We start from the raw sequence: 11,587 nt of genomic DNA on the forward strand, positions 1-11,587 counted from the left end.
CGCTCGCGGTCACCGACACGCAGCGGCAGGGGAGCCGCGATCTTGTTCGCCATGCCCTGATTATCCCACGAAACCATAAAGATATTTCAAGGACATGTCACTAGCTAGGCAACGGTTGACACGTCATGCAACGCTCGCCAAAGGCTGCCATTCTCGGTGGCCCCCGCCTGACCGGTCCGAGCGCGGCCTCGCCTCGGGCTCTCGGCACGGCAGACTTAGGGGGTGAGCCCCGCCCCCGACGCCGCCCAGCGCGAAGCCGCGCGCAAACTCGACCTCACCAAGCGGATGCGCGAGGCCGAGCGGGCCATCCTCGCCCGCGCCCCCGAGCACGACCTCGAGCCCGACCTCACGCGCATCAGCGCGGTCATGGAGTTGCTCGGCGACCCTCAACGCACCTTCCCGGTCGTTCACATCACGGGCACCAATGGCAAGACGACGACGGCCCGGCTGGTCGCGCAACTGCTGACCACCAGCGGCTTGACGGTCGGGCGCTTCACTTCCCCGCACCTGCATACGATGCGCGAACGCATCGCCATCGCCGGCCAGCCCATCGACGTCGAACGCTTTCTCGAGGCGTATGACGAAGTGCTCCCCATCATCGAGATCGTCGACGCTCGCTCGCAGGCCGAGGGCGGCCCGCGCATGACCTATTTCGAGGTGCTCGTCGCCATCGCGTATGCCGCGTTCGCCGATGCGCCCGTCGACGTCGCCGTCGTCGAGGTCGGTATGGGGGGTGGCTGGGACGCCACGAATGTCGCCGACGGCCAGGTCGCCGTCATCGCGCCAGTCGCCATGGATCACGCGCACTTCCTCGGCGACACCATCGAAGCGATCGCCCACGAGAAGGCGGGGATCATCAAGGCCGACGCCCTGACGATCATCGGGATCCAGGAGCCGGAGGTCGTGCCCATCCTTCAGGAGCGGGCCGAGGAGGCAGGGGCGCGAGCGGCATACGAGGGAAATGACTTCGGCGTCCTCGGGCGCGAGGTCGCCGTCGGCGGGCAGCAGGTCAGCATCCGCGGGCTCGCGGGTGACTACCCCGACCTCTTCCTCAATCTGCACGGCGCGCACCAGGCGCACAACGCCGCGATGGCTCTCGCCGCGACCGAGGCGTTCATCGGTGGTGGTGAACAGCCACTGTCGATGGACGTCGTGCGTGAAGCCTTTGCCGAGGTCACCTCGCCGGGCCGGTTGGAAATCGTCCGGCGCTCGCCGACGGTGCTCGTGGACGCCGCGCACAACCCGGCCGGGGCGCAGGCCCTCGCGGCGGCCCTGACCGAGGAGTTCGCCTTCGTCAAACTGGTCGGACTGGTCGGCATCCTCGGCGACAAGGACGCGGGCGCCATCCTCGAAGCCCTCGAACCCGTGCTCGACGAGGTGGTCGTGACGCGTTCGACCTCGCCGCGCGCGATGGCGCCCGATGCCCTGGGGGCGCTGGCTGCGGACATCTTCGGCGAGCACCGGGTGACTGTGGTCGAGCACCTGCCGACCGCACTGGACCGGGCCGCCGAATTGGCCGACGAGGGCGGCGTCGGCGGGGGAGTGGTCGCCACCGGATCGATCACCACGATCGCCGACGTGCGCCTGCTGCTGGGTGTGACCACCGGCTGAGCGGCTGGGCCATCCGGCTACCCTGACCTGGTGGAACAACGTCAGCTCGGCCATGGCGGACCATTCGTGAGCGCGATCGGACTGGGCTGCAACAACATCAGCCGCACCGGGCGGGCGACCGAGAGCTTGGCCGGCACCCGGGCTGTCATCGATGCCGCGATCGAGGCAGGTATCACGCTTTTCGACACCGCCGACATCTACGGGTCGCCGGCCACCGCGAGCGAATCGCTCATGGGACAGGCCCTCGTGGGACGACGCGATCGCGTCGTCATCGCCACCAAGTTCGGCCATTCGGCGTATGCCGTGCCCGGCACCGAATCCTGGGGCCCAAAGGGCGGCGCACGGTATGTCCGCAACGCCTGCGACGCCTCGCTGACCCGGCTGCGCACGGACTATCTCGACCTCTTCCAGCAGCACGAGCCGGACCCCAGCGTCCCGATCGAGGAGACCCTCGGGGCCCTCGCCGAGCTCGTCGACGCCGGCAAGGTCCGCTACCTCGGGCACAGCAACTTCACCGCGCAGCAAGCGGAGGTGGCCGACGACGCAGCCGTGCGCCTCGGCATACCGCGGTTCGTCAGTGCCCAGAACGAGCTCAGCCTGCTCGCGCGCTCGGCCGAGACCGACCTGCTCCCCACCGTGCGTCGGCTAGGCATCGGCTTCCTGCCCTTCTTCCCTCTCGCCAACGGCCTGCTGACCGGCAAGTACGGCCGCACGACGCGACCCGACCGGGGACGCTTGGTCCAGGACAAACCCGAGATCCTGGCGAGCGCCGACTGGGACCGGCTCGCGGCGTACGAGCAGATCTGCCGGGTCGCCGGCGCGCCGATGGGGCAGGTCACGATTGCCTGGCTGCTTGCCCGGCCGGGCGTGACCAGCGTGATTGCCGGTGCCACGACACCCGAGCAGGTGAGCCAGAACGCCACTGCGGCGCAGGTGGGCCTGCCGGCCGAGTTGGTCACGGCGATCGACCAACTTTTCCCCGTCGCCACCTGAGTGGCGGCACAATCTGGGCCGGCTGCGGTGGTCGGGCACGAACCACCGGAGGTTAATGTTCCCGTATGACGCCCGCCCCAGTTGCCCCCACGCAGCCCGTCTCGTGGTGGCGTGGTCCGCTCGGGACCTTCACCTGGCGGATGCTCGCGACGGTGCTCGGTGGCCAAGGCCTGAGCATCCTGCTCGGCGCCGCTCTCGCCCGGTCCCTGTCGGCGACCAGCGGTGAGGGCAACAGCCAGCTGCGGTTGTGGTCGATGATCGGGCTCGGCTTGCTCTGTTTCGCGGCCGCCGGCGGGATGCGCCGCGGCTGGGGCCTGCAACTCGGGTGGCTGGCCCAGGCGTTGACGCTCGTGAGCGCGATCTTCGTCCCGATGATGATGTGGGTTGCCGCCCTGTTCCTGGCGATGTGGCTCGCGTGCCTGCGTAAGGGCATCCAGATCGACACGGGGCAGCTCTCGGCGCGTCGCGCCGCTCGCTAGGCTGACCCGCGTGACCGAACGCAGCCTCGTCCTGATCAAGCCCGACGGATTCGCCCGGGGCCTCACCGGTGCCGTGCTGGAGCGCATCGAGCGCAAGGGCTATCGCCTCGCGGCGTTGTCCGTGCTCACCCCGACGCGCGAGATGCTCGCCGAACACTACGCCGAGCACGACGGCAAGCCCTTCTACGAGCCACTCGTGGCCTTCATGTCCTCTGGGCCGGTGACCGCCGTGGTCATCGAGGGCGAACAGTGCATTGCCGGCTTCCGCAGCCTCGCGGGTGCCACCGACCCCACCAAGGCCGCACCCGGCAGCATCCGCGGTGACTTCGGCCGCGACTGGGGCAATCCGGTGCAGGAGAACATCGTCCACGGCTCCGACTCGCCGCAGTCGGCTGCTCGCGAGATCGCGATCTGGTTCCCCGGGCTGGGCTAACCACACTGGTGCGCACCCAGCGTGGGCGGAGCAACGGCATACCGCAATAGGGGCAGGCGCCGCTCCGCGGCGGGCGGGGGGCCTGGGCAGCCTGCGATGATGGGGGGATGAGCAGCGCGAGCGCCCGCGAGGAGTACCAAGCCGCCGTCGCGGCTTATGTCGCGGCGGGTGGCGAGGAGTCGGTTCAGCGGGTGATCACCGCGATCTTCGGGGTGACCAAGCGCCTCGACCAGTGGTATGACCGCCAGCTCGCGGACCTGGCGATCTCCCACGGCGACTGGGCGGTGCTGGCGCACCTCGCGCAACGCGACGGGGGACCCGAGACGCCCTCTCGACTCGCCGACGCGGCACAGGTCGCCCCGTCGTCGATGACCGCGCGGCTCGACCGGATGTGTGGGCGCGGGTTGCTCGAACGCCGGCCCGACCAGGCCAACCGCACGCGCGTGCTGGTGACGATGACCGACGCCGGCTGGGAGCTGTTCGCTTCGGCGATCCGGGAGTCGGATGTCGTGGAGTCCGATGCGCTCGGCTCGCTGAGTCGCGATCAGCGCACCCAGCTCGCGGACCTGCTGGAGATCGTGATCTCGGGCCTCGACGCGCTCTGAGCCGGGTTGGCGCGCGGCTCGGCCGGCCCAGGGTCGCGCCGGTGGTTGTCGGGCGGCAGGGCTCGCTGATCGACAACCGGTAGCGCCCTCAGGACGCGTGAGGTAACATTTCGAGTCCGAAATATTCGCCCTCGAAGTTATGTTGATCTTGCTATGCGTGCCCGCCTGCTCGTTCTCGCCGCTGCCGTTGCCATGCTCGGCTGGGGTGCTGTGCTGCCCTACCAATATGCGTATGCCGCGTCCGCCCGCGGCTGGGGCGGTCTCGTCGCGGCCGGCGCGTCGACGCTCTTCTCGGTCGGTGCACTCATTGCGGCGCCGGTCGGCGGGCGGCTCGCGGATCGCTTCGATCCGGTGCGGGTTGCGGTCGTCTCGAAGCTACTCGCCGTGCTGGCCATGGTCGGGTTGGTGTTCGCCAACTCGCCGGCGGCCTTCCTCTTCGGCATGTTTGCCTTCGGCGCCGGCATTACGGCGGCGACGGCGCCCCAGGCCGTGCTCGTGCTGCGCTGGGTCGGTGACACCGACCGGCGGCGCGTGTTCGCGTGGCTGTTCACCGGTGGCGCATTGGGCATGGCGCTCGGCGCCTTCGCCGCGGGCTATGTCGTCGACCTGACGCGGCCAAACGGAATGCGCCTGGCCTTCGCCACTGCGGCGGCCGGTTTCGCGATTTCCGCGCTGCTCATCGCGGCGGCCGGCTACCGCGCCCCGGCGGCCACGGCATACGAACTCGGCGAGGACCCGGCACCGGAGGTCGGGGGCCTTGCGGCTCTCCGGGCCATTTGGGCCGTGCCCGCGCTGCGCTGGACGGCGGTTGTGACTGTGGCCTTGGCGTTGGGCTTCTATGCCCAGTTCGAAAGCGGCCTGCCGGCGTATGCCCTGACAAGTCTGCAGGTCAGTCCCCGCACCGTGGGGACGGCCGCGGCGGTCAACTCCGTGGTCATCATCGCGCTACAGATGGTGGTCGTCCGGCTGACTGCACGCCGTAGCGCACCCCTGCTGCTCACCATTGTCGGCGGCATTTGGACGCTCGGCTGGCTGATGCTCGCCGCGGCCCGCCTGAGCCCGGAGTTGGCTAGCGCGATCTTCGTGACCACCTTCGCCGTCTTCGCGGTCGGCGAGACGATGTATGCGCCGATCCTTTCGCCGCTGACCGCGTCGCTCGCGCCCGAGGGCATGGTCGGGACCACGCTCGGGGTGTTCACCGCCCTGCAGACGGGCATCTCCGCGTTGGGTCCGCTGGTTGCGGGCGTCCTGCTCGGCGCCGGGCTGACGGGCAGCTTCCTCGTTCTGCACATCGCGATCTCGGTGGTCGCGGTCGCAGCCGGGTGGCGGCTGCGCGGCCTGCTCGCCGGCGCCACGCGTTCCGCGGCGGGCGTTGTCACCGCGGGGTCGGACAGCGCGCACCCCGCCGGCCCGGTGCCTGCCACCCACTGACGTCGAGAGTGCACAGACGTCACGTCGAACGTGGGCACATTTCGGTTGTCGAGCGTACGCACTTGCCTCATCGAGTGAGCACGCCCTCCCGTCGAGTGAGCACGCCCTCCGCGTGGAGCCGCTCGACGGGGGCGTGTGATCAGCAGCAGCGCTGGGTGGGGTTGCGCTCCTGGTCGGCGTACTTCTCGCGCCAGAACTCCTTCTTGGTCGGCACGGCGCAGGCGGGACGCGCGCGGCGCAGGTGACCGACATATCGCTCATAGGCGTCCGCGCCGGTGACGCCGCTCCAATACCAACGGATCGCCCGAAGCGCGGATCCGGCCCGTCCCCGCATGGTGTCGGCGCCCGGGCCGCTCGCCCCGGCCGGGGCCTGAGCCGTCATCGGTGCACTCCTTGCGGGCTCGGATCCAGCCCGGCTTCCCGCCACTCGGCGAGCACCTGCTTCTCGGCGTCGGTGGCCACGAAGCTCCGGGGCGCGAAAATCTGGGACGGCACATCCGGTGCCTCAGCAGTCGGCAGACCACCGGCCCGGATCGCCTTTGCGCACACCACGGCGGCGGCGAGCACGACGATGACAACAAGGCTCGCGTAGATGATCGACAGGCTCCCTTGCACGGCGGTGTTGAAGACGACCTTGTCCATATCGGCCATCGATTTCGCCGGCGCGATGACCTGACCGGCATCCCGCGCCGCCACGAACTTGTCGTGGTTGGCGAAGTAGCCGATTGCCGGGTTGTCGCTGAAGATCTTCTGCCAGGACGCGGACAGCGTCACGATCAGGTCCCAGACGAGCGGCAGACCCGGAATCCACGCCCACTTGAGCAGGCCCTGTTTGATCACGATGGTCGTGACTACCGTCAAGGCGATCGCCGCGAGTAGTTGGTTGGCGATGCCGAAGAGCGGGAAGAGCGTGTAGATCCCGCCCAGGGGATCCTTGACGCCCATCACCAGGATCGAACCCCAGCCGGCGACGACGATCAGCGAGCAGACCCACGCGCCGATCCGCCAGCTCGGGTCCTTGAATTTCGCCATGCCCGGGATATTGCCGATGGCGTCAGAGAACATGAACCGCGCCACCCGCGTGCCGGCATCGACCGTCGTCAGGATGAAGAGCGCCTCGAACATGACCGCGAAGTGGTACCAGAAGGAGCGCAGCGAGTCGCCGCCGAAGGACTTCATCACTTCGGACATGCCGAAGGCCAGCGTCGGCGCGCCACCGGTGCGGCTGACGATGGAGGCCTCGCCTACGCCCTCAGCCGCGCTCTGCAGCAGCGCCGGGTCGATGGGCGGCAACGCGGCTCCACCGGGACTGACGAGCGCGAGCGAATCGACGTATGCCGCGGCGGTCTCCGGAGTGCCGCCGGTCAGCGCCTTCGGCGCATTCATCGCGAAATAGATGTGTTGGTCGATGCTCACGGCCGCCACCATCGCCATCACGGCGACGAAAGACTCGGTCAGCATCGAGCCATACCCGATCATCCGCGCCTGACTCTCCTTCTCGATCAGCTTCGGCGTGGTGCCCGAAGAGATCAGCGCGTGGAAACCCGACAGCGCCCCGCACGCGATGGTGATGAACAGGAAGGGGAAGAGTGCGCCGGCGAAGGACGGGCCCTTGTCCGAGTGCGCGAACGACGTCACCGCCGGCATCTGCACGACCGGACGGGCGACGAGAATGCCCAAGGCGAGCAGGGCGATCGTGCCGACCTTCATGAAGGTCGAGAGATAGTCGCGGGGGGCAAGGAGCAGCCATACGGGAAGCACCGAGGCGGCGAAGCCGTAGAGGATGAGCGCCCAGGCCAACTGCACCGGCGTCAAGGTGAAGGTGTCCGCCCACGAGCTCTCGGCCACCCAGCGGCCGGCGATGATCGCGATGAGGAGCAGCACCACGCCGATCAGCGACACCTCGTTGACCGCGCCAGGCCTTAGGAAACGCAGATAGACGCCCATGAAGAGCGCGATCGGGATGGTCATGGCGATGGAGAAGACGCCCCAAGGGCTCTCGGCGAGCGCACCGATGACGACGATCCCGAGGACGGCGATCAGGATGAGCATGATCGTCAGCACGCCGATGATGGCCGCCGTCCCGCCGACCAGGCCGAGTTCGTCGCGGGCCATCTGCCCCAGGCTGCGGCCGCTCCGGCGAATCGACATGTGCAGGACCATGTAGTCCTGGACCGCCCCGGCGAAGACGACGCCGATGATGATCCACATCGTCCCGGGCAAATAGCCCATCTGCGCGGCGAGCACGGGGCCCACGAGCGGGCCGGCGCCCGCCACCGCCGCAAAGTGGTGGCCGTAGAGAATGCGCCGGTCGGTCGGCATGAAGTCCTTGCCGTTGGCGAACTCCTCGGCCGGCGTCATCCGGGTGTCGCGCGGCTTGAGCACTTTGTACTCGATCAGTCGCGCGTAGAAGCGGAACGCAATGACATAGGTGCACAACGCGGCCAACACGAACCACACCGCGTTCACCGACTCGCCCCGGACGATCGCGATCATCGCCCACGCGATCGCGCCGATTAGACCGATGCCGGCGAAGATCGCCTTCTGTCGGCCGGTGATGACATCGGGTTCGACGACGGCGACGGGCGGCCGATCCGGGTCGGTCCGTTGGACGTCCACACTATGAAGCTCCGTGCGCATGCTCCCGCTCCCTTGCGTGAGAGTTCCCCTGCGTCAGCCACGGTAGGACCGCGCACCGACAACCGCGTTTTAGCGCGCGCCGCGTTCGCCGGGCGGTCGCCTGGCGACGATGGCCGGTCACTCCCCGTATGCCGGGCGGCGGCGCCCCCCGTCCCCCGAGGAGCGGCATACCTCCTGTCGGCGGTGGCGGGCGCGGGGAGAGCTACTAGGCTGGCCGACATGGCTGACTTCGACGTGGTGGTCCTCGGTGCTGGTCCTGGCGGGTATGTCGCGGCGATCCGCGCGTCGCAACTCGGCCTGAAGGCCGCGGTGGTGGAGAGGAAATACTGGGGCGGTGTGTGCCTCAACGTCGGCTGCATCCCGAGCAAGGCGCTGATCAAGAACGCCGAACTCGCGCATACGCTCAATCACGAGAAGGCGAAATACGGGATCGAGGGCGACGCGACGATGTCCTTCGGCCCCACCCACGCGCGCTCGCGCCAGGTGTCCGCCGGCATCGTCAAGGGCGTCCACTTCCTGATGAAGAAGAACAAGATCACCGAGATCGACGGCTGGGGCACGCTGACCGGTCCGAAGTCGATGACCGTGGCCATGAATGACGGCTCCACCCGCGAGCTCACCTTCGACAGCCTCATCATCGCGGCGGGCGCAGTCACCCGGATGCTGCCCGGCGTCTCGGTGTCGAAGAATGTCGTCACGTATGAGGAGCAGATCCTCGATGAGAACCTCCCCGGCTCGATCATCATCGCCGGATCGGGCGCGATCGGTGTGGAGTTCGCCTATGTCATGAAGAACTTCGGCGTTGATGTCACGATTGTCGAGTTCCTCGACAGGATGGTCCCCACCGAGGACGCCGACGTCTCGAAGGAGCTGCTCAAGCACTACAAGAAACTCGGCGTCAAGGTGCTGCTCGGCACCAAGGTCGAGTCGGTCGAGGACACCGGATCCGGTGTGCGCGTGACGGTTTCGCCCGCGGCCGGTGGTGACCAGCAGGTTCTCGAAGCCGACAAACTGCTCTCCGCGATCGGCTTCGCTCCGCGGACCGAGGGCTACGGACTCGAGGCCGCCGGGGTCAAGCTGACCGACCGGGGCGCCATCGAGATCGACGACTTCATGCGTACCAACGTCCCGGGCGTCTATGCCATCGGCGACTGCACCGCCAAGCTGATGCTTGCTCACGTCGCGGAGGCTCAGGGCGTCGTCGCCGCCGAAACGATCGCCGGCGTCGCGACCATGCCGGTCGACTACGCCATGATCCCGCGAGCTACCTACTGCCACCCGCAGATCGGCTCCTTCGGCCTCTCCGAGCAGCAGGCCAAAGACGCCGGCCATGATGTCAAGACCGCCCAATTCCCGTTCTCCGCCAACGGAAAGGCCATGGGCCTCGGTGACGCCGTCGGCTTCGTCAAGATCATCGCCGACGCCCAGCACAACGAGATCCTCGGCGCCGCCATGATCGGCCCCGATGTCACGGAACTGCTGCCCGTCCTGACGCTCGCGCAGAAGTGGGACCTGACCGCCGACGAGGTGGCCCGCAATGTCTTCGCCCACCCGACCCTGTCGGAGGCCGTCAAGGAGGCCGTCGAAGGCATCGTCGGCCACATGATCAATCTGTAACTTTTTGTTCCGCTTCTCATCGCGGGTTCGGGCGTGCTCGTTCCTCGCACCCCCGGAACCCGCAATCGTCGGAGAATCGTCGTAGGTGGTTGGCTAGCGGGGGCGTCGTGGCCACTGCGCTCCATACATGGCAACACGCCAGATTCAGGGCCGAATAATCGGCGTGTTGCCATGTATCGGGCGGCAAAGGGTGAGGGCCGGCGGCGGAGGCGAGAGGGGACGACGACTCGGGCCCCCACCAGAAGGGAGGGCGCTCAGCGGATGGCGACGGACCGGGCGACGAACTCTGTTTTGGCGCATTGCAACTGCATCGTCACCGGGGTGGCGGAGAACATGGCCTGATCGAGGGCACCGGGGTCGACGGGGAGGTCGGTCGTCGAGGTGACCTTCACCGAGAAGCGGGCGGCGGACAGGCCGGGCATCGACAGGCCGTGCCCGGGGGTGGCCTCGGCCTCGAGAGTGAAGGGCGGCGAGGCTACGCCGTCGGCACCGGGGATCCCGTCACTCGAGCGCAGCGTCACATCGGTCACCTCGGCCGGGCCGGTGCACGTGATGGGCTCCAACAGCGCGTCCGCGCCGGCCGGCAACGAGTACGACCGCGATGAGGTCCACACGAATCCGTTCGCCAGGAGCAGGTCGCCGCTGGAGGCGCCGGCGACGGTCATCACCGGAACCGTCTGCTTCGGGACCTCGATGCCGTCATTGCACTCCGGCAAGACGCCCTGGCCCGCCGTGGGGGCCGCGGCGGGGATGCGTCGGGCCTCGCCGAGCAGCATGTAGTCGCGGCCCTCGAAGCGCAATAGAGCGGCACAACTCATCGCGGTGCCCTCGGACGTCCCGGGCCCGGAGGTGCCGGTTCCGGGCGCGCCGGTCCCCGGCGTGGACGATCCGGATGGACCGTTCCCAGCCGACGAGGGGGTCGACGACGTCCCGACGGATGTCGTCGAGGATGTGGTCGGCGCGGTGATCGCGGTGTGGTTACCCTCCCCGCGACCCGACAGCCAGACGCCGCCCACCGAGACCGCGGCGACCGACGCCGCCGCCGCGAGAGTCAGCGGGACCCACCCCCGGGCGCGGCGGGCGGGCCTGACCGGCGTCGCAGAGAGGTCGACGGGCAGGCCGGTGAAATCCGGAGCCGAATCGGCGGCATCCTCGAGCATCGCCTTGATCTTGGTCTCGAAGTCGGTCGTCATCTCAGTTCCTTTCGTCCTCGCCGAGTTCGCGGCGGAGTTTGGTCATTGCGCGGTGGGCATGCGAGCGGACCGTCGCCCGAGCGCAGCCGAGGACCGCGGCGATCTCCTCATCGGGCAGATCGGCGTAGTAGCGCAAGATCACGACGGCCCGCTCGTCCGGCGAGAGCGCCTCCAGGGCCGGCAGGATCACCGCCCGGTCCTCGCTACGGCGGTCGGGGCCGGGGTCGCGCTCGACGAGCCGCGGGAGCGCAGCGCGCTCGGCGATGCCGCGCCGCGCCTGACTGCGGTGCGCGTTGACGACTGCCCGCCGGGCATAGGCGAGTGGGTCGGCGATGCCGTTCAGGCCGCGCTCGACCAGCGTCGCGAGCACCCCCTGGACGAGATCTTCGGCCTCGGCGCCACGCCCGCCGGTCAGCAGGTAGGCAAACCGCAGCAATGCCTGCCCATTGGCCCGCGCGAACTCGGCCACCCGGCCCGGGTCGGCGTTCACGCCGGCCATCATCGCTGATCCGCTCACGCCCCCTGGACGCGCGAGGCGGGGGATCTGTTGCAACCCCCGCTCACGCGCTCGGTCCGCGTCGACCG

At 68.7% G+C, this 11,587-nt stretch carries 11 protein-coding genes; 7 read left to right on the forward strand and 4 right to left on the reverse strand.

The features are described 5' to 3' along the window. The first annotated feature begins 222 nt into the window (after nt 1–222). The 6 genes from ABD209_RS14405 to ABD209_RS14430 all read left to right on the forward strand — a co-directional run bounded on the left by ABD209_RS14405 (nt 223) and on the right by ABD209_RS14430 (nt 5,552). Nucleotides 223–1,611: a bifunctional folylpolyglutamate synthase/dihydrofolate synthase gene (locus tag ABD209_RS14405; RefSeq protein WP_344067510.1), complete on the forward strand. Its 1,389-nt coding sequence runs from the start codon at nt 223–225 to the stop codon at nt 1,609–1,611. 30 nt (nt 1,612–1,641) lie between these two features. Then, on the forward strand, nt 1,642–2,604 hold the full coding sequence (locus tag ABD209_RS14410; protein ID WP_344067511.1) for an aldo/keto reductase: 963 nt from the start codon (nt 1,642–1,644) through the stop codon (nt 2,602–2,604). Between the two features lie 65 nt (nt 2,605–2,669). Further along, nucleotides 2,670–3,083, forward strand: coding sequence for a DUF4233 domain-containing protein (locus ABD209_RS14415; RefSeq protein ID WP_324387512.1), 414 nt, complete (start codon nt 2,670–2,672; stop codon nt 3,081–3,083). A gap of 10 nt (nt 3,084–3,093) precedes the next feature. Beyond that, complete coding sequence (ndk, locus tag ABD209_RS14420) at nt 3,094–3,516, forward strand: nucleoside-diphosphate kinase (RefSeq protein WP_324387511.1); 423 nt, start codon at nt 3,094–3,096, stop codon at nt 3,514–3,516. Nucleotides 3,517–3,623: 107 nt separating this feature from the next. Further along, nucleotides 3,624–4,121 carry a MarR family winged helix-turn-helix transcriptional regulator gene (locus tag ABD209_RS14425; protein ID WP_324387509.1) on the forward strand — a complete coding sequence of 166 codons (498 nt, stop codon included), beginning with the start codon at nt 3,624–3,626 and terminating at the stop codon, nt 4,119–4,121. Between the two features lie 153 nt (nt 4,122–4,274). Then, a complete protein-coding gene (locus tag ABD209_RS14430) occupies nt 4,275–5,552 on the forward strand; it encodes an MFS transporter (protein ID WP_344067512.1) in 1,278 nt (425 codons plus the stop codon). A gap of 139 nt (nt 5,553–5,691) precedes the next feature. On the opposite strand, the gene ABD209_RS14435 is transcribed toward ABD209_RS14430, so the two are convergent. Next, the gene (locus ABD209_RS14435; protein WP_344067513.1) at nt 5,692–5,934 is read right to left on the reverse strand and encodes a YbdD/YjiX family protein; all 243 of its coding nucleotides are present in this window, start codon (nt 5,932–5,934) and stop codon (nt 5,692–5,694) included. Next, complete coding sequence (locus tag ABD209_RS14440; protein WP_344067514.1) at nt 5,931–8,192, reverse strand: carbon starvation CstA family protein; 2,262 nt, start codon at nt 8,190–8,192, stop codon at nt 5,931–5,933. The genes ABD209_RS14435 and ABD209_RS14440 overlap by 4 nt, the downstream gene beginning before the upstream one ends. 219 nt (nt 8,193–8,411) lie before the next feature. Here ABD209_RS14440 and lpdA point away from each other — a divergent pair, with 219 nt between their 5' ends. After that, entirely contained in the window at nt 8,412–9,809 is a 1,398-nt protein-coding gene (lpdA, locus tag ABD209_RS14445; protein ID WP_344067515.1) for a dihydrolipoyl dehydrogenase, read from the forward strand. Between the two features lie 254 nt (nt 9,810–10,063). Here lpdA and ABD209_RS14450 read toward each other — a convergent pair whose 3' ends face one another. Further along, nucleotides 10,064–11,002 (reverse strand): hypothetical protein, encoded by a 939-nt coding sequence (locus ABD209_RS14450; protein ID WP_344067516.1) that lies wholly within the window; start codon nt 11,000–11,002, stop codon nt 10,064–10,066. A 1-nt stretch (nt 11,003) separates the two neighbouring features. Continuing rightward, a complete protein-coding gene (locus tag ABD209_RS14455) occupies nt 11,004–11,492 on the reverse strand; it encodes a sigma-70 family RNA polymerase sigma factor (RefSeq protein ID WP_344067517.1) in 489 nt (162 codons plus the stop codon). Nucleotides 11,493–11,587 lie beyond the last annotated feature (95 nt).

The sequence above is a fragment of the Nostocoides vanveenii genome, assembly GCF_039531165.1.
Classification (GTDB): Bacteria; Actinomycetota; Actinomycetes; order Actinomycetales; family Dermatophilaceae; genus Nostocoides_A; species Nostocoides_A vanveenii.